Source organism: Acinetobacter pittii ANC 4050 (genome assembly GCF_000399685.1).
Lineage (GTDB): Bacteria > Pseudomonadota > Gammaproteobacteria > Pseudomonadales > Moraxellaceae > Acinetobacter > Acinetobacter pittii_E.
In genome coordinates this window covers 2,550,825-2,573,952 of record NZ_KB976987.1, presented here as the reverse complement: position 1 = coordinate 2,573,952, position 23,128 = coordinate 2,550,825, and the positions used below count along the sequence as shown (strand labels likewise).

Below are 23,128 nucleotides of genomic sequence, written 5' to 3'. Positions count from 1 at the left end.
TCCTTTCCAAAGTCTTTTTTTTAATTAAACAGCGGCGGCAACCACCTGATCTGTACTTAAAACACCTTGATCAATCAAACGGTTGGTACAAGCGATAATTGCTTCAATGGATGAGGTGACTGTATTGTCATGAACACCGGCACCAAATGAACCTTTACCTGTACCTTTTACTTGAAGCTCAATTAAGGTTAATGCTTTCGCATTTGCACCTGAACTAATACTACGTTCTTCATAGTTCAATACGTCAATTGGTAATTGAAGTGCATTTAAGAACGCAGAGATTGGGCCGTTACCTTCACCACGAAGTTGTTGTGTTTCACCTTCGACATCCACATCAAGTTCTATAATCTGAGTACCGTTAATATCAGATAACTTGTAGTGTTTAACTGTGTAATGATGGTTTTTCACATCAACATAAGTGTCTTTAAATAATGTCCAGATTTCTTTGGCATTAATTTCAGTACCGTTCTCATCAGCATATTGTTGAACAACTTGGCTAAATTCGATTTGTAAGCGACGTGGCAACACAACGTTGTAGTTCGATTCTAATAAGTATGCAATACCACCTTTACCAGACTGGCTGTTTACACGAATTACAGCATCATAGTCGCGGCCCAAATCTTTCGGGTCGATTGGTAAGTAAGGCATATCCCAGACTTCTTCGTTTTTCTGATACTCGAAGCCTTTTTTGATCGCATCCTGATGTGAACCAGAGAACGCAGTAAATACCAAGTCACCTGCATATGGATGACGAGGGTGTACCGGTAAGCCAGTACATTCTTCAATCGTTGCAATCACTTCATTAATGTTAGAAAAATCTAACTCAGGCGCTACACCTTGGGTGTACATGTTCAACGCAATTGCTGCAACGTCAACGTTACCTGTACGTTCACCATTACCAAACACACAACCTTCTACACGGTCAGCACCTGCCATAATGGCAAGTTCTGAGGCAGCAATACCACAGCCGCGGTCATTGTGGCAGTGAACAGAAATGATCACGCCATCACGACGTGCCAAATTACGATGCATCCATTCAATTTGGTCTGCATAAACATTTGGTGTAGAAACTTCTACAGTCGCAGGTAAGTTTAAAATCACTTTATGGTCAGGACGTGCATCCCAGATTTCTGTGACGGCATCACAGACATCTTTAGCCACTTCTAATTCAGTTGCAGAGAAACATTCTGGACTGTACTGGAAAATCCAGTCAGTTTGAGGATACTGCGCAGCATATTCTTTAACTCTTTGAGCCGCATTAATTGCTAATTGTTTTGCACCATTAACATCTACGTTCAACACCTTTTGACGGAAGGTAGGAGAGTTCGAGTTATAAATATGCACAATTGCGCGTTTAGCACCTGCCAAAGATTCAAAAGTACGTTCAATTAAATGGTCACGTGCTTGAACCAAAACTTCAATGTATACGTCATCAGGAATATGATTTTCTTCGATCAACATACGAGTAAAATCGAAGTCAATTTGTGATGCAGAAGGGAAACCGATTTCAATATGTTTAAAACCGATTTTCACAAGCATTTTGAACATTTTGAATTTTTGTTCCATGTTCATCGGTTCAAAAATTGCTTGGTTACCGTCACGTAAATCGGTACTCATCCAGATTGGCGCTTTTGTAATTTCTTTATTCGGCCATTGGCGATCTGGTAAATCCACACGTTGGTACATACGGCGGTATTTTTTGCTAGGGTCAGCCAACATCATGAGAAAACTCCTTGTCTCGTAGCGCGGTTGCTCTGGATATATTTAAAAGGCAACGTCTCTACTTAATATATGGTATCTAATTCAGAAAAATTAAAGGTAATTTTGAAGTGCTGCTTTAAAAAGCAGACAAAATTTTTATACGCGCGCTTGGCGCAGCATCAGGAGTTGCAGATGATGTCTTGCTTGAGTAGGCTGGGCAAACAAGTAATTCGTTTTCATCTCTAGACCGTAGAATAATAAGTTTGATGGTTTGCGGGTAATCTTGATATTTAGATATATCACATCTAAACAATGATTACACCTCGTGCAAAATTCTTATCATAATTTTAGTTAAGTTGTTTAGAAAATAATTTTCTAATTTTGCGCTGTTTTATTTTTTATGGAAAATTATTTTCACATTTTTGCCTTTTAAGGGTAAAAAAGATTATTAAGTCTTAAAAAGGCAAAAATAAATAGTGTTACAGTTCTGACCACATACGAATTAAATTATGATAAATGTTGGTGAGCTTCATGACTTGTGGATAGTTATCGCCGTGTGATTTGCGTAGTTCTCGAATGCTCTCATCAAGATTAAATAAGAGATGGCGTTTACTATCGTCTCGAACCAGACTTTGTACCCAGAAAAAAGAAGCAAAACGAGTACCAGAGGTAATACTGCTGACTTCATGTAGGCTGGTAGAAGGGTAGAGCACCACATCACCTGCGGGCAATTTGACTTCGTGATAACCATAAGTGTCTTCAATAACGAGGTCACCACCTTCATATTCATCAGGTTCACTTAAAAATAAGGTACATGATAAATCGGTGCGTAGCTGTTCAGAAGTCCCGCGGATAAGGCGAATTGAGTTATCTACATGGAAACCAAAGCTTTCATGTTCATCATAACGATTAAAAAGCGGTGGAATAATTTTATGAGGTAAGGCTGCGGCCTGAAACACAGGATTTTGCCAAATTGCTTTGATGACAATCTCACTTAAATGGTGGGTAAGCGGATCTTGTTCTGAAAGTTGCTGATTTCTTTTAACAGAAGCAGACAAGGTGCCGGCAGTCACTTTTCCACCTACCCAATTGGCTTCTTCCATGAGCTTACGAAACTCGGCAACTTGCTCTTTGCTTAAAACATTGGGGATATGATGAATCACAGCAAACACCTTTTATATAGCGACTTCATTTGTAAAAATAGCCTCGTGATGAGGCTATTTTATATGAATTTCAATTAATTCCATAAATAATTTATGGAATTTAAACTTAGTATTTAAAGTTAATCGCTAAGACAGCATTACGGCCATTACCTTCAAACGCGTAGTGAGCTGCATGTGCACTAGTGAAATAACGCTTATCCGAGATATTGTTGATGTTAAGCTGTAAGTTTACGTTTTTGTTGACGTCGTATTTAGCCATAGCATTATAAATGGTATAGGTTGGCAAATATTTCGGAGCAGTTGTATTTACGAAAACTTGATCACGATATTCAACACCAGCACCTAAAGTCAATTGAGGCATTACTCTGTAAGTAGACCATAAGGTAGCACTATTTTTCGCTACAAATGGTAATGGTTTACCTTCTTGAGCAACTGCATTGTATGCCGCTTCAGTGATTTCGCTATCTAAATAGCTATAGCCTGTAGAAACATCCCATTTGTCGGTAATTTTTCCGTTCAAACTAATCTCAAAACCGTCAACTTTACTTTTACCTGCATTGGCAGTCGTATTTGGGTCGATTTGGATGCGAGTATTTTGCTTTTCGGTACGGAAAATAGCTGCTGTTAAGTTTGCACGGTTATTAAATAAATCCCATTTTGTACCTAATTCAAAGGTACGTGCTTCTTCAGGTTTTAAATCATTTGCACTCGCACTTGCACTACCTGAATCGCTAATAGAATCTGAACCAGTATCACCTTCAGCGAGCACACCTACCGGGTTTGCTGATGTAGCGTAGCTTAAATAAATACTACCATCTTCGGTTGGTTTAAAAACTAGACCGGCTTGGTAAGAGAAGTAATCCGTATCGCTTTCTAATTTATCGCCAGTTTTATGAGGAGTACGTCCATCTACATCCTTATTATATTTTTTCTCAGTTTCGAACTTATCCCAACGAATACCTAAGTTAAGTAACCATTGTGGATTAAATTCAATACTATCTAAAGCATAAACCCCTACATTATGACTGCGTGTCGTAGATTGCGCTTTAATTGCTCCACGTGTGTCATAGAAGGCGCCGTTTCCTGGGTTATTTAAACTTGTACACCAGCCATTTGAAGCAGCCGCAGCCGAATTACAGTTTTGAATATTACTGTCTAAAATAGTCGATGTAGTTTCACCAGCAGCATTAGTAAAGGTATATACGCCTTGGTCAGTTTCTTGGAAGCTCCACTCAGTACCAACATTAAAAGAGTGTTTTAAGCTACCTGTATTGAATTTACCTTTTAAAGAAAGCTGGTCGCTATAAGCATCACTATCTAAGATACGGCTTAACGCACGGCGAGCGATTGTACCTCTGTAAATATTACCCTTAGAGTCATCAGCATTCGTATAAACATAATCAGATTTAGACTTGTTATAGGTTGCTACATTCGACAAAGTAAGGTTTTCATTAAAGTCGTGTTCTAACTTAAACGTACCAATGTGATTTTCTCGTTTATCGAAATCACGTGCTTTCCAGCCATAGTAGGTTCCAGCTTTTACATCAACAGGTTTACCATCACCAGGTGTTACAATAACCCCAACTGGAGGTTTTGCTGGGTTTGCATTGTTAAATGGAATACCTGCATCTGGTTCATCATTACTACGTAAATAGTAGTAGCTCAGTGTTCCACGGGTTGCTGTATCTAGCCCAAATGCAAGACTTGATGCAATACCGGCACGAGCATATTCGGCACCGTTACTTTGACCAGCTTTTTCATTTTCATGGCCCATAATCACAACACGACCAGCAATGCCATTTCCAAAGTCTTTGTTGGCATCAAGCTGGATATGACGATAATTATCAGTTCCGCCTTGAACACTGCCTTGGTATACGTCGCCTTCATGAGCAACTTTAGGGATTAAGTTAATACTTCCACCAACGCTACCACCGCCACCAAGAGCAGACGAAGAGCCTTTAATCACTTCAACTTGTTCAATCGCAAACATATCGCGGTTTTGAGACGTTGTATTACGAACACCATCAACATAAATAGAAGACTGACCGCTATAACCACGAATATAAGGCATATCGGTAAATGGTGTACCACCTTCACCTGCACCTAAAGTAATGCCTGGCTCATAGCGTAAAGCTTCGAGAAGGGTATTAGAGTTTGTATCTTTAATTAATTTTTGAGAAAGAATAGAGACTGATTTTGGTGTGTCTTTGAGAGGAGCCACGAATTTAGAGTTTGCTGACTGATCTACTTTTAAAGATTCTTCTTGAGTCGCTTGAGTATGAATCGTCGGTAATTGTGAAACTGCTTCTTGTGCCATAGCTGTTGTTGCAATCATTGATAGCGATGAGGCTATTGCAGATGAAACAATTTTTTTACGTGTTCTAATCAAAGACATGACTTCAGGACTCTAAAGCTAAAAGGTTATGCGAATAATAATAATTCTTATTTATATGTACAGTTTGTGTTAATTGGATTTGCCAATTGAATTATGAAGTGAAAATGAATAATTAAATGGTGAATTGTACTTTTATGTAGCTAATCTACTGATTATTAGTCATTGTTTGTTAAAGCGATTAAAGTCAAACTTTAATTGTAATTTTAGATTTATAAAGAATAGCTAAAAAATTAGTTTTACTTAAGGCTTTATGAAAAATATTTAAAGAATCATAAAATTACTGTGAAATTTCTTGGAAAAATAGCATTCACTTATAGTAAGTGATCGGTTAATTTTGTATATCTGGAAAGTTGTCATATAATACAGCACTTTTTTAAAAACTGTTCCTACTAACTAATTTTTATCGAGGAAGCCATGCAAGTAACGACTGAAGCGGTTTCGGGCGTTGCCCGTCGTTTAAATGTGTCTGTACCGACGAGCCGTATTAACGAGCAATTTGAAGCTCGTTTGAAGCGCACTGCCAAAACTGTGAAGATCAACGGCTTCCGTCCAGGTAAAGTACCTGAAAACGTTGTTCGTCGCGAATACGGTGCAAGCATTTATCAAGAAGTTGTGAATGACATCATTCGTGATAGCGTTTTTGAAGCAATTCAACAAGAAAAAATCAATGCGGTAGGTATGCCGAACATTGAGAAAGTTGAACATAAAGAAGACGCTTTAGTTTTTGAAGCAACTGTAGAAGTTTATCCAGAAGTTGCTGTACAAGCATTCGATACTTTAGAAGTTGAGCGTAAATCAGCTGAAATCAAAGACGCTGACGTTGACGCTATGATCGAAAACTTGCAAAAACAACGTCAAACTTGGGCTGTAACCAAGGGCATGGCGAAAAAAGACATGCAAGTGACTTTTGACTTTGAAGGCACTATCGATGGTGAGAAGTTTGAAGGCGGTTCTGCTGAAGACTTTAAACTTGTGTTAGGTTCAGGTCGTATGATCCCTGGCTTCGAAGACGGCATCATCGGTATGAAAGCTGGTGAAGAGAAAGTAATTGACGTTACTTTCCCAGAAGATTATCAAGCTGAAAACTTGGCTGGTAAAGCAGCTCAGTTCAAAATCACTGTGAAGCAAGTTGAGAAATCAAAGCTTCCAGAAATTGATGCTGAATTCTTAAAAATCTTCGGTGTAACTGAAGAAGAAGGCATTGAGAAGTTAAAAGCTGACGTTCGTAAGAATATGGAACGTGAAGTTCGCAATGGTTTACGTAACCAAGTTAAACAAGCTGCTTTTGATGCACTTGTTGCTGCGAATGAAGTTGAAGTTCCAAGTGCAATGGTTGCTCAAGAAATTGACCGTCAACGTCAACAAATGGTTCAACAGTTCACTCAACAATTTGGTGGTGCAGGCGCGCAATCTTTTGATAAGAGCATGCTTCCTGACGAATTGTTCAAAGAACAAGCAGAGCGTTCTGTTAAGCTTGGCGTATTGGTAAGCAAAGTTTTAGCTGATGCTAAACTTGAAGTTGATCAAGCTCGCGTTGATGCTTACATTGACGACATGGCTTCTTCTTACGAAGATCCAACTGAAGTGATCGAATACTTCAAAAATGATGCTCAACAACGTGCTCAAATCGAAGCAGTTGTATTAGAAGATCAAGTTGTTGATCACATCTTAGCTGGTGCTAAAGTGACTGACAAAGCTGTATCTTATGATGACTTATTGAAAGAACAACAAGCTCGCCGTATGGGCTAATCTTTTAAGAAGTCAGAAAAAGGCGCCTCGGCGCCTTTTTTGTTTTTCTTTATGTGGTCAATTTGAGTGCGACATTAAGTACTTGCGTATAAATAATATAATATTTCAGTGCGAACCTTTTGCAATTTGAGAAATTATCCCGCATATTGTTGCCATAGGTTAAGTCACAAAAAATTTAGGAATAAATAACGTATGTATGTTCCAACAATTGAAAATGCTTTAGTTCCTGTTGTGGTTGAACAATCTTCTCGCGGCGAACGTTCTTTTGATATTTATTCACGACTTTTACGTGAGCGCGTCATTTTTCTGACAGGTGAAGTTGAAGACAATATGGCAAATTTAATCGTTGCCCAAATGTTGTTTTTAGAAGCTGAAAATCCTGATAAAGATATCCACCTTTATATCAACTCTCCAGGTGGATCTGTGACAGCAGGTATGGCTATTTATGACACGATGCAGTTTATTAAACCTGATGTCGTGACATATTGTATGGGCCAAGCTGCTTCAATGGGTGCCTTCTTATTAAATGCGGGTGCTAAAGGCAAACGTTATTGTTTAGAAAATGCCCGTGTCATGATTCATCAACCATTGGGTGGTTTCCGTGGTCAAGCATCGGATATTGAAATCCATGCGCGCGAAATTCTCTTTATTAAAGAACGTTTGAACCGCTTAATGGCAGAGCACAGTGGTCAAGACTATGAAACCGTTGCTCGTGATACTGACCGTGATAACTTTATGACAGCTCAAGCTGCTAAAGAATATGGTCTGGTTGATCAGGTGTTAAGCAAGCGTCCATAAGGACCTTCTTATATAAATAACTTGAGATGTTGAAAAAGATCTCCATTTAGTTATTTATGCAGTGCATCTTGCCCTAATATTTAAGATTCTATTTGTGGAGTGAATATGTCCGAACATCCTCAAGGACAAAAACATTGTTCATTTTGCGGTAAAACGCAGTCTGAAGTCGGGAAACTGATTGCGGGTGAGGACGCATATATTTGTAATGAATGTGTGGATGTCTGCTTAGACCTCGTACAAACCAGCCAGCAGGTTGAAGCAGGTGACTGGGCGAGTAAGGCATTGCCAAAACCACATGAAATACGTGCTGCGCTTGATCAATATGTTATTGGTCAAGATCTTGCCAAAAAGACACTCTCTGTTGCGGTTTATAATCATTATAAACGTTTAAAAGTTGGTCATAATGGCCATGTGTCTAAAGAAGTAGAAATTGCTAAAAGTAACATTCTACTGATTGGACCAACTGGTTCAGGTAAAACTTTACTTGCGCAAACATTGGCTCGCCTTTTAGATGTTCCATTTGCGATGGCAGATGCAACAACATTAACCGAAGCAGGTTATGTGGGTGAAGATGTTGAAAATATTGTACAAAAGCTTTTGCAAAAAGCAGACTACGATGTAGAAAAAGCTCAGAAGGGCATTATTTATATCGACGAAATTGACAAGATTACTCGTAAATCTGAAAACCCATCAATTACGCGTGATGTGTCTGGTGAAGGTGTACAACAAGCATTATTAAAAATGATTGAAGGTACTGTTGCTTCGATTCCTCCTCAAGGTGGTCGTAAGCATCCACAGCAAGAGTTTATCCAAATCGATACCTCAAATATCTTATTTATTTGTGGTGGTGCATTTTCTGGTTTGGAAAAAATTGTACAACAGCGTCAAGAGAAAGGCGGCATTGGTTTTACTGCTGACGTTAAAAACAAAGATGAAACCAAAAAACTTGCTGAATTGTTCCGTCAAGTTGAGCCAACCGACTTAGTGAAATTTGGTTTAATTCCAGAGTTCATTGGTCGTTTACCCGTGATTGCGACGCTTGAAGAGCTGGACGAAGAAGCTCTAATGCAAATTTTGACTGAGCCAAAAAATGCATTAACTCGTCAGTATCAATATCTTTTCACTATGGAAAATGTTGATCTGATCTTTGAAGATTCTGCATTGCGTGCTGTTGCTAAAAAAGCGCTTGAACGTAATACGGGTGCGCGTGGTCTGCGTTCTATTATGGAGAATGTATTGCTTGAAACTATGTACGATTTACCAAGTCGTACAGATGTTGGAACAGTCATCATTAACGAAGCAGTCATTAATGGTGAAGCAGAGCCTGTTTATCAAGCTGAGCGCCAGCCTAAAGAAGCTGCAACGCATGAAAGTGTTGCTAAGGCAGATTTAAAGGTTATTGATTCGAAGTCTGCATAGATTTCATTCATCTAAAAAGCATGAATTGCGCTAGTGATTCATGCTTTTTTTGTTTTCAATTTATATGGGTAGTGTTAATCTTAAAAATACAAAATACGCATAGTTTTGCGTTGTAAAAAATAAATCAAAAACAAAACGCTTTGAGGGATGCCATGCGTTATTTAATCGTATCTTTGTGCTGTGCCGGACTGTTTGTAGGCTGTCAAATTTCATCTCATTTAGAAAAAAATCCGAGTGAATTGACCGCGACTCTACCTAAAGTTGATGTTGAAAAAGAACCTGGTTTATTAGATCAATATCATTTAGGCGGTTTTACTGTGGGAGGGTGGGTCAACCAAAAGTTAGGCCAGACATTTGCTCCAATCAAACCACAAAATGAACAAGCTGCTGTAGTTTATCTATATCGACCAGACACGAAATGGAATCGTCAGGAAATAGCAGCGATTAATCTCTTTGTGAATGGTAAGCGCATTCCGAGTCTATTACATAATCATTATTACTGGATTGAGTTACCCGCAGGAACCTATCGTCTTTCTGCGAGTCGCCCTTTACTTGGTATCCATTTTCAAGAACCAAAATATATTGATATCACTGTTGAATCGGGAACGTCTTATTATTTGAAATATGACGAAGAAAATAAAATGGACCGAAATGAACATACGGGCCCATTTATGTTAATGCAAGACAACATTGGACGTAGAGAGATAGCATTTACCGAGCTTAAATCTTCTAGCTACAATTTTGTGGCTGAAGATGCTTCAGGAAAAATACGCAATAAACCACAAGAATTAAAGCCAGCCAAATATGATGAAAAATCAGATGTACATCTGATTAAGCCATTTAAATTATGGAATCCTTTAACTTGGTAATGAGCTAAAAAAAATAAAGAAAAGTTAAGACTTTTCTTTATCTTTCATTAATGGAGCAATAATTTTAAGCATCTCTTCTTGCATATGATCTCGTGCTTTAGGGTCATTAAATGTCTGCTGTCCCAATTCCATCATATATTCTGAAATTTGCCCCATAATCTGTACGTTCTTACGCGTAATTGATTGGCCTTCTGGGGTTTTTAAAAATTTCAGATTAGCCTGAATTTCCTCTTCAGTATAAGTCTTAAGGTAAATATCCTGTAAGGCTTGAGTAGTTTTAGGATTGCTAATGAGCTGATTGCTCGAATCTTTTAAGAGTGAACCTAACTTCTTCGCGGCCTCTTTTTCTTTTGGGCCTAAAGTTTTAATACCCGTGATATTACTAACGATCTGTTCTGCTTGTTGATCGTAGTAAGGTGTTAATTCATTAATTGATTCTTTAAGTAGATAATCAATCTGGCTCATTTGCATGAGTTCTTTAACTGAACTTAACTTAGCAGGAGATGCAAATAAGCTTGTGGTAATACAGCTTAGACAGAGGCTGATTGAAAGATTTTTAAGAAGAGGGCGAATAGTCATGAAATGACCTATATTCAATATATGGCGAGTGGGTGCTTTCATTAATAGCATAGATTGACGAAGTAATTGTTACAATTCTTTTCAGATTTTAAAATAAAAAAAGAATGTATAAAAAAAGCACCGAATTCGGTGCTTTTCTTGATTAGCCAGCGGCTGCATCGACTACTGGAATTTTTCCAATTTTCGCTTGCCAGATTTTTGGAGCTACTGCGTGAATTGAAGTACCGTTTACATCAACTGCAACAGAAACTGGCATATCTTCAACTACGAATTTGTAGATTGCTTCCATACCTAGGTCTGCAAACGCAACAACTTCAGCTTCACGAACAGCTTTCGATACGAGGTAAGCTGCACCACCAACTGCCATTAAGTAAGTTGCTTTGTTGTCTTTGATTGCTTCAATTGCTGTAGGACCACGGTCAGCTTTACCGATCATACCGAATAGACCAGTATGTTCTAATACTTTACGTGTGAATTTATCCATACGTGTTGCAGTTGTAGGACCAGCAGGACCAACAACTTCATCACCTACTGGATCAACTGGGCCAACGTAGTAAATAAACTTGCCTTTAAGATCAACTGGTAATTCTTCACCATTGTCGATCATTTCAACCATACGTTTGTGAGCAGCATCACGACCTGTGTACATTGTTCCGCTAAGAAGTAATGTATCACCCGGTTTCCAAGAATCCATTTCTTCTTGAGTAATGGTATCAAGGTTTACACGTTTAGACTGTGAAGAGTCCCAAGTTACAGAAGGGTAGTCTTCAAGTTTTGGTGCTTGGATATGAGCTACACCTGTACCATCAAGCTGGAAGTGAGCATGACGAGTAGCAGCACAGTTAGGAATCATACCTACTGGTTTACCAGCAGCATGACATGGGTAATCTTTAATTTTAATATCAAGAACAGTCGTTAAACCGCCTAGGCCTTGAGCACCAATTCCAAGTGCGTTTACTTTTTCAAAGATTTCGATACGAAGTTCTTCGATTTTGTTCTCTGGTCCACGGCGAAGTAATTCGTCCATATTGATTTCTTCCATGAGCGCTTCTTTAGCAAGCATCATGGCTTTTTCAGCAGTACCACCAATACCAATACCGAGCATACCAGGAGGACACCAGCCTGCACCCATAGTCGGAACAGTTTTAAGTACCCAGTCAACAATCGAGTCAGATGGGTTAAGCATCGCGAGTTTAGATTTGTTTTCTGAACCGCCACCTTTAGCAGCAACAGTAATATCTACTTTATTACCCGGTACGAGTTTGTAGTGAATTACAGCAGGGGTATTATCTTTTGTGTTTTTACGACCAAATGCAGGGTCAGCAAGTACAGATGCACGAAGAACGTTGCTGTTTTCAAGGTAACCTTGGCGAACACCTTCATTTACCGCATCGTCTAAGCTCATTGTTAAATCAAATTTAACATCTAAGCCCACTTCAAGGAAAACGTTAACAATACCAGTATCTTGGCAAATTGGACGATGACCTTCCGCACACATGCGAGAGTTAATTAGAATCTGTGCAATTGCATCCTTTGCGGCTTTGTTTTCTTCGCGATCATAAGCACGGCTCATCGCTTGGATAAAGTCTTGCGGGTGATAGTACGAAATAAACTGTAGGGCGTCCTTGATCGATGTAATCAAGTCATCTTGTTTGATAATCGTTGTCATACCAGAAAATCTCTTGAGCGGGCTGTTAGCTAGCGGGCTAAATTATATGACAAAAAGACAGCGTTGTGGGAGATTGGTTGATCTTTTGACCGAAAGTCGCATAAGAAGATTTGAAGTGATTTAAACGTAAGAAATCAGAAAAATTATTTATTTTTGAGTGTTTAAAATAAAAAAAGCCATTTGAGCGGACATCAAATGGCGAGAGGTAGTAAAGGTTAATTATATTAATTATTTGGCAGCAGCTTGTTGCTCTGCCTGAATTGCTGTTAACGCAATGGTAAAGACGATGTCATCTACCAATGCTCCACGAGATAAGTCATTGACTGGTTTGTTGAGGCCTTGCAGCATTGGTCCAACGCTCACAACATTTGCAGCACGCTGTACCGCTTTGTAAGTGGTATTACCCGTATTTAAATCTGGGAAAATAAATACATTGGCACGGCCAGCAACGCGTGAGTCTGGTGCCTTTTGTCTTCCCACACTTTCAACTGAAGCTGCATCGTATTGAAGTGGACCATCAATCAGTAAATCAGGGCGGCGTTGCTGAGCAATTTGAGTTGCTTGCTGTACTTTTTCAACATCAGCGCCTGTTCCAGAAGTACCAGTTGAGTAGCTGATCATAGCAATACGCGGGTCAATTCCAAACGCTTTCGCTGAGTCGGCAGACTGAATTGCAATTTCAGCCAATTGTTCTGCTGTAGGGTCTGGGTTAATTGCACAGTCGCCATATACATAAACTTCATCTGGCAAAAGCATAAAGAATATAGATGAAACAAGTGAATATTCAGGTGCTGTCTTGATGAGCTGGAATGCTGGGCGGACTGTATTTGCTGTGGTGTGTACCGCACCTGAAACTAAACCATCGACATGGTCTAGGGCTAGCATCATAGTGCCAAGCACTACAGTGTCTTGTAATTGATCTTTAGCTTGTAATTCGTTGAGTTTACCTTTGCGTAGCTCAACCATTGGCGCAACGTATTGATCACGAATGCTATCAGGATCAACAATTGCCAATTCGGCAGGTAGTTCAATACCGCGTGCTTTTGCAACATCGTGCACAGCATCTGGCTTAGCTAACAAAATACAGTCAGCAATACCACGAGCCTGACAAATTGCCGCAGCTTGAATGGTGCGTGGTTCATCACCTTCAGGTAGCACAATCCGTTTTTTCGCTGCAATCGATTTTTGCACCAGTTCATGACGGAAAGCCGATGGCGATAGGCGAGGGGTAGCAGCATTGTTACTGTGCTGCTTAAGCCATTCAACATCAATATGACTTGAAACAAATCGGGTCACTTGCTCAGCACGTTCGGTATCATCAGTTGGAATTTCATTGCCAAAATTAGATAAACGCTGTGCAGTTTCCAATGTATTTAAACGGGTATGTAAAATTGGCAACCCTTGTTTAATTGCACTTTGGCAAAACTCTAAAAGCTCTGGTGCTGGCGCTTCTCTTTCAGTCAGAACTAAACCAGCAAGAGGAATACCATTACTGGTTGCCAAACTACTTGCAAGTAAAACATCTGTACGTTCAGATGCGCTAATGATCAATTCACCTGCAATAAACTTATTCAGTTCATATTCAATGCTTGAAGCAATTAAACTCGAATGCAAAATACGACGTGTTTTAGCTTCGCCTTGATGTACCCATTGCCCATCAATGACATTTGCAATATCAAGTGTTCTTGGTACGCTCAGTGTATTACTAAAAGGAACAAGTCCAATAATTGGTAAATCGCTAGAGCCGAAATAACGATTATATTTTTGCAGTTCGCTCGTAAATTTTGCGATTTCTTCGGTTGGTCGTAACGATGGATCAAACGCAACAGGAATTTGTGCTGTTTCTTCGGTTAATCCACGGGTACGCATAAACAGTACGCCAGCAGTACGATTTGACGCTGCACCACCAAATTGACGTAAATGCGCATCTACTTTTTCTGCTGCTTTTTTCGGATTTTGAATATCTGCTGTACTGACCAATACGACTTCTGCATCAAGTGCTTGTGCAAGACTGGCGTTGAGCTCACTGGTGAAGTGGTCTTGTCCGTTTGGTAATAAACCTTCCACAATAATGACATCATGGTCTGCTGCAATGCTGCGGTGGAGGCTAACCGCTTCTTCAAGTAATTCATCTACTTCGCCAGCGGCAATAAGCTGAGTTAATTTTTCATGCGAAATAGATTGAACAGTTTTACTTTGAAATAAATGACCAAATAATGAAGTGGTTCGGTCAAGATGCTCTTGGTCTTCTTGAGAAAATGGTTTTAAAAAGCCTGCTTTAATCCCGTTACAATCAAGTGCGTAAATCATGCCTAAGCATGCAGAGGTTAAGCCAACCCCTTCGCCTGTAGGAATCAATAAAATTGTATTCATATAAACCTATAAATAAACGAATATCGAGTTTTAGCTAAGCTCTAATTAAGCAAGGCTTGCTACAGATGCTGTATTTTCTGCTACCTCAACAACTTGACGAGTTTCTTTGGCAATACGGCCTTCTTCATCTGTAGGAATGACCCAAATTTGAGGACCTGTTCCATTGTCGATTCGTCCTTCAGTGCCACGTTTTAGGTTGTTGTTTTGATCTTTATTAAGCTGCAAACCAAAATGAGGTAAATAAGCTAAGGTTTTTTCACGAATATAGGCTGAGTTCTCACCAATACCGCCTGTGAAAATTAAGCCATCCAAAGTTGGTAAGCCACAGCTTAATGCAGCAAGTGATTTTGCAAGGCGATAGCTAAAGACTTCGATTGCAAGAGCGGCATCTTCATTGCCATTTTCGGCAGCTTCAATCACTGTGCGCATGTCATTAGATAGTTGTGATAAGCCTAGTAAGCCACTTTCGTTATTTAAAACCTTATCAATTTTTGCTAAGTCCCAACCGAGGTTTTTCGCAAGGAAGCTATGTAAGCTTGGATCAACGTCACCACTACGCGTCCCCATCACCACACCTTCAAGTGGAGTAAGGCCCATAGAGGTGTCAACACTTTGTCCATTCCATACTGCGCAAGTTGAACTACCATTTCCTAGATGGGCTGTTAACCATCCACCTTTTTTCAGGTTACCTGCCAGCTCACTCGCTTTATCAGACACATAAGCATGGCTTGTACCATGGAAGCCATAACGGCGGACGTTGTGGTCAGTATATAAAAACTTAGGAATTGCATAACGATATGCATGCGGTGGCATAGTTTGATGGAATGCTGTGTCGAATACAGCAACTTGAGGTAATTCAGGAAAAAGGCGTACGGTTGCGTCAATACCAATTAAATGTGCTGGGTTGTGAAGCGGTGCTAAAGGTGTCGCAGCACGAATACGTTCAATAATTTCAGGAGTGAGTAATTCTGCTTTGGTTAAACTACCACCGTGTACAACACGATGTCCGATTGCTTGCGGTTTGTAGTTGGCAAGACGTGCAAGTAAAGTTTCTAAAGCTTTGGCATGGTCAGCATAAGGAATTGAAAGTTCAAGTGGTTCACCACCGACTGTAATCCCCTTAATACGAGCATCAGCTGCCCCTAAGTTTTCTGCTAACCCGTAAATACGGTCTTCACGACGCTCTGAAACTAGAGCGTATTTAATTGATGAAGAGCCGCAATTGATAACTAATACTGATGTAGCCACGTTGAAATACCCAAGTCCTGATTTAAAATAGTTTTCCTAACTTCCTGTTCAAGATGTATTATTTTTTGATACAGATTGAACGGGCTATCATGTTTTAACATGTGTTGTTTTTCTGTCCAAGATAGACTTTAGCCCATTAGACTTAAGCACTATCGACCATCAAATTATTTATAACTAATATTCGGTCAGTATAAAACTTAACCACGTGTTTCTTGTTTCTTTATATACGTAGAAACGAGTTTTTTGTTTATATTTATGAAGAATAAATTCAAATAAAATAGGGCAAGTAAATGCCAAGGACCAATCGTTTATTGAATAGGTGGGTTATATCTTTAAATTAAATTTTAAGCATATATTACAAATAATATACGTAAGTGAAATTAAGTTTGAATGAAATTTAAGAGAATTAAAAAGTACTAAATATAGTTTTATAAGTGCTAAGAATTAGTATGAAAAGACCATTATCTATATATGGTTGAATGTATTTCATTATATTGATATTGCGATAATTTTACCGTATTTTTTGAGGTTTGGTTTGCGTGTAAATATACCTAAATATTAATAAGTATTTTGTCTAAAATATAAGCTTGCTGGGCCTTTAAAGCTTGTGCTGAGGCTATTACAGCTATATTGATTGGGGTTGCATGTCGCTTTTTGCCTGAATAATATTGTTCATCCTTTTTCAAATGATTATAAGAAATATATCATTTGGTCTATTTTTATATTCCGGCTTATCCGGTTGTACAGGAGCGTCCAGCATGGACTTGCCGAACCCTATATTGGCAAAAGTTACCGAGCGTGTAATCGCACGTAGTCAAAAAACTCGTTCTGCATATTTACAACGTATTGAACATGCACAAGGCAAATTTCCTGCTCGTGGAGCACTTTCATGTGCCAATCTGGCTCATGGTTTTGCCAGCATGGACGATAATGAAAAATTAATTATTAAAGTAGGTCGTGAGCCAAATATTGGCATCGTATCTTCATATAACGAAATGCTTTCGGCACATGCACCTTATAAAACATTTCCAGATTTAATTAAAACAGCCGCTCGTGAGAATGGTGGCGTGGCACAGTTTGCAGGTGGTGTTCCTGCGATGTGTGACGGTATTACCCAGGGTAATGCTGGCATGGAACTGTCATTGTTTTCTCGTGAAACTATTGCGATGAGTACCGCGATCGCGTTATCTCATAACATGTTTGACGCAGCACTGTGTTTAGGTGTTTGCGACAAGATTGTGCCAGGCCTACTGATTGGTGCTTTGCAGTTTGGTTATTTGCCTACTATTTTTGTGCCAGCCGGCCCAATGACCAGTGGGTTATCTAACGATGAGAAAGCTAAAATTCGTCAGCAATTTGCAACGGGTCAGGTTGGCCGAGATGCTTTGCTAGAAGCTGAGTCAGCTGCTTATCACGGACAAGGGACTTGTACTTTTTACGGTACAGCCAACAGTAACCAGATGCTAATGGAAGTCATGGGTTTACATTTGCCAAGTGCCGCATTTGTACATCCTCACACATCATTACGTGATGCACTTACCGCAGAAGCTGCGATTCGTGTACTGGATTTAACAGTTGAGCGCGGAAACTATACGCCGATTGGTCATGTGATTGATGAAAAAGCCATTATCAATGGCATCGTGGCATTGCTCGCGACAGGTGGTTCAACCAACCATACTTTGCATCTGATTGCGATTGCACGTGCTGCTGGCATCTTAATTGACTGGGACGACTTTGATGAGTTGTCTGCTGTTGTTCCATTGCTCGCAAAAATCTATCCAAATGGTAAGGCTGATGTAAACCATTTCCAAGCTGCGGGTGGGGTAGCTTTCCTCATTCGTAACTTACTTGAAGCTGGTTTATTGCATAACGACGTAACCACAGTGGCTGGTAAAGGCTTGCACCATTACACCAAAGAACCAAAACTGATTGATGGCAAGTTGACTTGGGTTGATGGTGTGGTTCAGAGTCTTGATGACAAAGTTTTACGTAGTATTGACGCGCCGTTTCAACCAGATGGTGGCTTGCGCTTAATGCAAGGTCGTCTTGGCCGTGGCGTAATCAAGATTTCTGCTGTTGCGCCAGAACATCGTAAAGTTAAAGCACCAGCAATTGTGTTTGATTCTCAAGAAGCGGTTCAAGCTGCGTTTGATCGTGGTGAGTTACACCGAGACTTTATTGCAGTTGTTCGTTTCCAAGGTGCTCGTGCAAATGGTATGCCTGAATTGCATCGTTTGACGCCTGTGTTAGGTGTTTTACAAGATCAAGGTTTCCATGTTGCTTTAGTGACTGATGGTCGCATGTCTGGTGCTTCAGGTAAAGTTCCTGCGGTGATTCATTTATCTCCAGAAGCCTTATTAAATGGGCCAATTGCTAAAGTTCAAACAGGGGATATGTTAATCATTGATGCTGAGGCTGGCGTGCTCGATGTTGAAATAGATGATGATGTATGGCGGTCACGACCTGTTGCACAGCCAGAACATCAGGCAGAAAACGAAGTTGGCTTTGGCCGTGAATTATTTGGTGTCTTCCGTGCTGCTGCTGCGCCAGCTGAACATGGGGCATCTGTATTTGGTGCATTGGTTGGTGAAAATTCACCAGAGCAGATTTGAATCAAAGGAACTGAAAAATAATGATTAAAATTGAAGATATCGTCAAATTAGGTCCAGTCATTCCTGTATTGGCATTTGATTCTGCTGAGCAAGGTGAGGATGTATCACGTGCTTTACATGCAGGTGGTGTAAAAGTCCTTGAGATTACGTTACGTACCGCTGCTGGTCTTGCTGCTATTGAGCGTGCAAGCCAGTTGGCAGATGATATTGTGGTCGGTGTAGGTACGATTACTAAACCAGAACATTGTGCTCAAGCTAAAAAAGCAGGTGCTCAATTTGGTGTATCTCCTGGTTTAACTAAAGATTTACATTTGGCTGCACAAGATGCAGGCTTGCCTCTATTGCCTGGTGTGATGACACCCAGTGACCTGATTCAGGCAATTGAATTAGGTTATGACATTGTAAAATTCTTTCCCGCTCAACAGGCAGGTGGCGTTGAGATGCTAAAAGCATTTTATGGTCCATTTCCAAACTTACGCTTTTGTCCGACTGGCGGAATTACTGCAGAGTCAGCACCGGATTTCTTAAAGCAACCTAACGTGGTTTGTGTAGGTGGTTCATGGTTAACACCTAAAGCTACTGTAGCTGCACAAGACTGGGCTGAAATTACTCGCTTGGCACAAATTGCGAGCCAGTTGAGAGCACCGTAGATGTAGTCGATATTTATAAAAAATGAAGTGCATTTTATGTGCTTTAAAGGCTGTATTGATGTGACCAGTTTGCGCTGGTCACACCTAAATATAAAAATTTAATGTCTTAACAGTAGGAATTACTGTGGTTGAAGACCTTTGTTTAGGCAGTGTGCCTAAATAATTATTCCAAGGAGAAGTGTCCCATGGAGACGGTTCAGGGTGGTATGTTACTGATCTACACTGTAATCGCGATTATTGCTTTAGTGGTCATGATCGCGAAGTTTAGAATTTATCCATTTCTGGTTCTCATTATTGTTTCACTTGGTTTAGCTTTAGCTGTTGGCATGCCAATGGGCGATATTGTTAAGTCATATGAAGCTGGTACTGGTAAAACCCTAGGCCACCTTGCGATTGTAATCGCATTAGGAACGATGCTCGGCAAAATGATGGCTGAGTCGGGTGGCGCAGAGCGAATAGCGATTACCCTCATTAAATGGTTTGGTGAGAAAAATATTCACTGGGCCATGATGTTTATTGCCCTTATTGTTGGGCTTCCCGTATTTTTCGAAGTAGGTTTCGTTCTACTTATTCCAATTGCATTCAACATTGCGAAGCGAACAGGCAAATCCTTACTGGTTGTTGGCTTGCCAATGGTTGCAGGTTTGTCGGTTGTGCATGGCTTAATTCCACCACATCCAGCAGCATTGTTGGCAGTACAGGCTTATCATGCTGATATCGGTAAAACGATTGCTTATAGTCTGATAGTGGGTGTGCCAACGGCTATCGTCGCTGGGCCATTGTATGCACTTTGGATCAATAAATACGTCAAATTGCCTGAAAATAATCCTTTAGCAAAGCAGTTTGTTGAAGCAGATGCTAGTAAGACACGTGAATTACCAAGTTTTGGTATTACCTTATTTACGATCATGTTGCCGGTTGTATTGATGTTGATCGGTAGCTGGGCAGATCTTTTCTTTGCACCACAAACTTTCGCAAACGACTTACTACGTTTCATCGGTACTTCTGATATTGCATTGCTCATTGCAGTATTGGTCAGCTTTATTACTTTCGGTACGATGCAGGGCTTTAACCGTGAACAAATTGAAAAATTCTGTGGCGGATGTTTAGCTTCTATTGCTGGGATTATGTTGATTGTAGGTGCTGGTGGTGGTTTTGGCGGCATTTTGCGTGACACCGGTATTTCTAATGAGATTGTTTCTACAGCTTTGAAGGCAAATTTATCGCCGTTATTGTTGGGCTGGTTCGTTGCGGCATTAATTCGTTTGGCAACAGGGTCGGCAACGGTTGCCATGGCTACAGCTTGTAGCATTGTGGCTCCAATTGCAGCAACAGCAGGTGTTGCGGTTAGACCAGAACTTTTGGTACTTGCCACAGGTTCAGGTTCATTAGTTTTCTCACATGTAAATGACGCAGGATTCTGGTTAATCAAAGAATATTTTGGTATGACAGTAGGTCAGACACTCAAGACTTGGTCAGTATTAGAAACGATCATTTCGGTGTTGGGTTTATCTTTCACGCTACTGCTTAGCACTATTTTATAATTAAAGGTGAGTAATCCATGATTGTGATTGCAATGGGTGTCTGTGGAACAGGTAAAACCCTAATTGGTGAATTGTTATCAGAGCGTTTGGCTTGTGAGTTCCTTGATGGCGATACGCTTCATTCAGCTGCAAATAAAAGTAAGATGAGTCAAGGCATTCCCTTAACTGATGAAGACCGCTTGCCATGGTTACAAGCAATTCGTCAGGTCATTGAAACCAAACAGAGAGATGGTGAAACGGCTGTATTTACATGCTCATCTTTAAAGCGGATGTATCGCGATATTTTAAGAGGGCAGGACCAGAATGTTAAGTTTGTCTACTTAAAAGGTTCTTATGAGTTATTACAGCAACGACTTGCAGAGAGATCAGGTCATTTTTTTGACCCAGCGTTGCTACAAACACAGCTAGACACATTAGAGGAACCTGATGTGAATGAAGCAATTGCTATTGATATTGCTCTCACACCAGAACAGATCATTGAACAAGTCATCCAGAAGCTAGGGGTGACTGATAGTGTGTGTCGGGGGTAAATTCATCTAGAAAGGTTATCAACGCTTTAAGATATTCACCTTGTGGTTAACGGTTCAAGCAAGGTGAGTACGGATAATAATAGTGATATTGACCCGAATAAAACCTGATTACAGTGGAAAGTTCGGGAATATATAAAAGACATACGAATAATAAGGTATTAAGAAGAATGAATCAGTTAAATAATCTACAGCATAAATTCCCAGTAGTGGACAGTATTCCTGAAAGTGTGCGTCTACCCTCCCAAATTCATCAGCGTGTCTCATTAGTGGATGGTGAATTGAAGCTATGGGCTGGTGCAACCAAGAAAACATTATCTCCAATCTGGATTCAGCAGCCTGACGGTAGCCTACAGCAAGTTGAACTTGGTAGTTATCCAGTCATGGGTGAAAAAGAAAGCGATGAAGCACTAGAGGCAGCGGTACGGGCTTACAATAATGGTCGTGGCGAATGGCCAATGATGAAGGTGAGTGAGCGCATTGCCTGCATGCAAAATTTTATTCAGCGCATGGTAGAGCAACGAGATCTGATTATTAAGTTGATCATGTGGGAAATTGGCAAAAGCTTGGCGGATTCAGAAAAAGAGTTTGACCGTACAATTACCTATATGCGTCAAACGATTGATGCTCTGAAAGATTTGGATAATGCCAACTCCCGCTTTGTCATGGCTGAAGGTACGATTGGTCAAATCCGTCGAACTCCACTAGGTGTCGTGTTGTGTATGGGACCATACAACTACCCGCTGAACGAAACCTTTGCGACTCTGATCCCAGCCATGCTGATGGGTAATACCATCATTTTTAAACCACCTCAATTTGGGACCTTGTTGTTTGAACCGTTACTAGAGGCATTCCGTGATTCATTTCCAAAAGGTGTGATCAATACCATTTATGCACCAGGCTCTCTAGTGGTACCCCATCTACTGGCATCTGGGCAAATTAATGTACTGGCACTGATTGGTTCTAGTAAAGTAGCTGATCACTTGAAGAAGCAACATCCTAAATCTCACCGTCTGCGTGCGATTTTGGGACTGGATGCGAAAAATGCAGCCATTATTCTGCCGGATGCCGACTTAGATCTAACAGTGAAAGAGTGTTTGTTGGGTGCATTGTCGTTTAATGGTCAGCGTTGTACCGCACTCAAAATGTTGATGGTACATCGCTCAATAGCCGATGAATTTGTTAACCGCTTAACGGCTGAACTGGCCAAACTTAAAGTGGGGATGCCTTGGGAAAAAGGTGTGTTTATTACTCCGTTACCAGGTATGCACCGTACGACATACATGACTGAAGTCATTGAAGATGCTGTGGCTAAAGGGGCAAAAGTAGTTAATCCAGAAGGCGGTGAATTCTGCAAAACGATGTTCTATCCAGCTGTAGTTTATCCAGTGACTGAGGGGATGAGGCTGTATCGCGAAGAACAGTTTGGTCCAGTGATACCAGTCTCTGTTTATAATGACATTGAAACTGTGCTGGACTATGTCACTACTTCTGATCATGGTCAGCAGGTGAGTATTTTTGGTAGCGACCCTGAGCAAATTGGTCACTTGGTTGATCCGCTGGTTCATCAGGTCTGTCGTGTGAATATCAACTGTCAATGTCAGCGCGGCCCTGATGTGTTCCCATTTGGTGGTCGTAAAGATTCTGCGGAAGGTACATTGTCTGTGCATGATGCGCTTCGTGCATTCTCGATCCGTTCAATGATTGCTGCTAAACAGACAGCTGACAGTAAGGGCATGTTGGCTTCTATGGTGTCTGAGCACTATTCTAAATTTGTGAATACGGACTTTATTTTCTAATAAATATACGAACAAAAAGCCAGCCTTCGGGCT

At 40.3% G+C, this 23,128-nt stretch carries 17 protein-coding genes; 9 read left to right on the top strand and 8 right to left on the bottom strand.

The window, feature by feature from the left end:
* Window positions 1–24 precede the first annotated feature (24 nt).
* The 3 genes from leuA to bfrD all read right to left on the bottom strand — a co-directional run bounded on the left by leuA (window position 25) and on the right by bfrD (window position 5,259).
* Window positions 25–1,722, bottom strand: coding sequence for a 2-isopropylmalate synthase (gene leuA / locus F931_RS15835; RefSeq protein WP_016142262.1), 1,698 nt, complete (start codon window positions 1,720–1,722; stop codon window positions 25–27).
* 458 nt (window positions 1,723–2,180) lie between these two features.
* The gene (gene piuC / locus F931_RS15830; protein ID WP_016142261.1) at window positions 2,181–2,864 is read right to left on the bottom strand and encodes a Fe2+-dependent dioxygenase; all 684 of its coding nucleotides are present in this window, start codon (window positions 2,862–2,864) and stop codon (window positions 2,181–2,183) included.
* A 106-nt stretch (window positions 2,865–2,970) separates the two neighbouring features.
* On the bottom strand, window positions 2,971–5,259 hold the full coding sequence (gene bfrD / locus F931_RS15825) for a TonB-dependent receptor (RefSeq protein WP_016142260.1): 2,289 nt from the start codon (window positions 5,257–5,259) through the stop codon (window positions 2,971–2,973).
* Between the two features lie 414 nt (window positions 5,260–5,673).
* Between bfrD and tig the strand changes: the two genes are divergently transcribed.
* From tig to F931_RS15805, 4 genes are all read left to right on the top strand, one after another.
* The gene (gene tig, locus F931_RS15820) at window positions 5,674–7,008 is read left to right on the top strand and encodes a trigger factor (RefSeq protein WP_016142259.1); all 1,335 of its coding nucleotides are present in this window, start codon (window positions 5,674–5,676) and stop codon (window positions 7,006–7,008) included.
* 192 nt (window positions 7,009–7,200) lie between these two features.
* Window positions 7,201–7,806: an ATP-dependent Clp endopeptidase proteolytic subunit ClpP gene (gene clpP, locus F931_RS15815; protein ID WP_002114870.1), complete on the top strand. Its 606-nt coding sequence runs from the start codon at window positions 7,201–7,203 to the stop codon at window positions 7,804–7,806.
* A gap of 105 nt (window positions 7,807–7,911) precedes the next feature.
* Window positions 7,912–9,225 (top strand): ATP-dependent Clp protease ATP-binding subunit ClpX, encoded by a 1,314-nt coding sequence (clpX, locus tag F931_RS15810; protein WP_002114726.1) that lies wholly within the window; start codon window positions 7,912–7,914, stop codon window positions 9,223–9,225.
* Between the two features lie 152 nt (window positions 9,226–9,377).
* A complete protein-coding gene (locus F931_RS15805; protein WP_016142258.1) occupies window positions 9,378–10,094 on the top strand; it encodes a DUF2846 domain-containing protein in 717 nt (238 codons plus the stop codon).
* A gap of 24 nt (window positions 10,095–10,118) precedes the next feature.
* On the opposite strand, the gene F931_RS15800 is transcribed toward F931_RS15805, so the two are convergent.
* The 5 genes from F931_RS15800 to F931_RS22215 form a co-directional block, all read right to left on the bottom strand.
* A complete protein-coding gene (locus F931_RS15800; RefSeq protein WP_016142257.1) occupies window positions 10,119–10,673 on the bottom strand; it encodes a DUF2059 domain-containing protein in 555 nt (184 codons plus the stop codon).
* Window positions 10,674–10,815: 142 nt separating this feature from the next.
* A complete protein-coding gene (gene fumA / locus F931_RS15795) occupies window positions 10,816–12,342 on the bottom strand; it encodes a fumarate hydratase (RefSeq protein WP_002115045.1) in 1,527 nt (508 codons plus the stop codon).
* A 228-nt stretch (window positions 12,343–12,570) separates the two neighbouring features.
* Window positions 12,571–14,715: a phosphate acetyltransferase gene (pta, locus tag F931_RS15790; RefSeq protein WP_016142256.1), complete on the bottom strand. Its 2,145-nt coding sequence runs from the start codon at window positions 14,713–14,715 to the stop codon at window positions 12,571–12,573.
* 45 nt (window positions 14,716–14,760) lie between these two features.
* A complete protein-coding gene (ackA, locus tag F931_RS15785) occupies window positions 14,761–15,963 on the bottom strand; it encodes an acetate/propionate family kinase (protein WP_016142255.1) in 1,203 nt (400 codons plus the stop codon).
* Window positions 15,945–16,064: a hypothetical protein gene (locus F931_RS22215; RefSeq protein ID WP_080649515.1), complete on the bottom strand. Its 120-nt coding sequence runs from the start codon at window positions 16,062–16,064 to the stop codon at window positions 15,945–15,947. The genes ackA and F931_RS22215 overlap by 19 nt, the downstream gene beginning before the upstream one ends.
* A gap of 657 nt (window positions 16,065–16,721) precedes the next feature.
* On the opposite strand from F931_RS22215, the gene edd reads away from it, so the two are divergent.
* The 5 genes from edd (at window position 16,722) to gapN (ending at window position 23,095) form a co-directional block, all read left to right on the top strand.
* Complete coding sequence (edd, locus tag F931_RS15780) at window positions 16,722–18,575, top strand: phosphogluconate dehydratase (protein ID WP_016142254.1); 1,854 nt, start codon at window positions 16,722–16,724, stop codon at window positions 18,573–18,575.
* Between the two features lie 20 nt (window positions 18,576–18,595).
* Complete coding sequence (gene eda, locus F931_RS15775) at window positions 18,596–19,225, top strand: bifunctional 4-hydroxy-2-oxoglutarate aldolase/2-dehydro-3-deoxy-phosphogluconate aldolase (RefSeq protein ID WP_016142253.1); 630 nt, start codon at window positions 18,596–18,598, stop codon at window positions 19,223–19,225.
* Window positions 19,226–19,410: 185 nt separating this feature from the next.
* Window positions 19,411–20,769 carry a GntT/GntP/DsdX family permease gene (gene gntT / locus F931_RS15770; RefSeq protein ID WP_016142252.1) on the top strand — a complete coding sequence of 453 codons (1,359 nt, stop codon included), beginning with the start codon at window positions 19,411–19,413 and terminating at the stop codon, window positions 20,767–20,769.
* A gap of 17 nt (window positions 20,770–20,786) precedes the next feature.
* Window positions 20,787–21,299: a gluconokinase gene (gene idnK / locus F931_RS15765; RefSeq protein ID WP_009390752.1), complete on the top strand. Its 513-nt coding sequence runs from the start codon at window positions 20,787–20,789 to the stop codon at window positions 21,297–21,299.
* 167 nt (window positions 21,300–21,466) lie between these two features.
* Window positions 21,467–23,095: an NADP-dependent glyceraldehyde-3-phosphate dehydrogenase gene (gapN, locus tag F931_RS15760; protein ID WP_016142251.1), complete on the top strand. Its 1,629-nt coding sequence runs from the start codon at window positions 21,467–21,469 to the stop codon at window positions 23,093–23,095.
* The last annotated feature ends 33 nt before the right edge of the window (window positions 23,096–23,128 follow it).

Coding starts and splice junctions, on each gene's coding strand:
- fumA (WP_002115045.1), bottom strand. CDS start 12,342: ATGACAACGATTATCAAACAAGATGACTTGATTACATCGATCAAGGAC.
- leuA (WP_016142262.1), bottom strand. CDS start 1,722: ATGATGTTGGCTGACCCTAGCAAAAAATACCGCCGTATGTACCAACGT.
- gntT (WP_016142252.1), top strand. CDS start 19,411: ATGGAGACGGTTCAGGGTGGTATGTTACTGATCTACACTGTAATCGCG.
- gapN (WP_016142251.1), top strand. CDS start 21,467: ATGAATCAGTTAAATAATCTACAGCATAAATTCCCAGTAGTGGACAGT.
- eda (WP_016142253.1), top strand. CDS start 18,596: ATGATTAAAATTGAAGATATCGTCAAATTAGGTCCAGTCATTCCTGTA.
- F931_RS22215 (WP_080649515.1), bottom strand. CDS start 16,064: ATGTTAAAACATGATAGCCCGTTCAATCTGTATCAAAAAATAATACAT.
- idnK (WP_009390752.1), top strand. CDS start 20,787: ATGATTGTGATTGCAATGGGTGTCTGTGGAACAGGTAAAACCCTAATT.
- pta (WP_016142256.1), bottom strand. CDS start 14,715: ATGAATACAATTTTATTGATTCCTACAGGCGAAGGGGTTGGCTTAACC.
- clpX (WP_002114726.1), top strand. CDS start 7,912: ATGTCCGAACATCCTCAAGGACAAAAACATTGTTCATTTTGCGGTAAA.
- clpP (WP_002114870.1), top strand. CDS start 7,201: ATGTATGTTCCAACAATTGAAAATGCTTTAGTTCCTGTTGTGGTTGAA.
- tig (WP_016142259.1), top strand. CDS start 5,674: ATGCAAGTAACGACTGAAGCGGTTTCGGGCGTTGCCCGTCGTTTAAAT.
- F931_RS15805 (WP_016142258.1), top strand. CDS start 9,378: ATGCGTTATTTAATCGTATCTTTGTGCTGTGCCGGACTGTTTGTAGGC.
- bfrD (WP_016142260.1), bottom strand. CDS start 5,259: ATGTCTTTGATTAGAACACGTAAAAAAATTGTTTCATCTGCAATAGCC.
- F931_RS15800 (WP_016142257.1), bottom strand. CDS start 10,673: ATGACTATTCGCCCTCTTCTTAAAAATCTTTCAATCAGCCTCTGTCTA.
- edd (WP_016142254.1), top strand. CDS start 16,722: ATGGACTTGCCGAACCCTATATTGGCAAAAGTTACCGAGCGTGTAATC.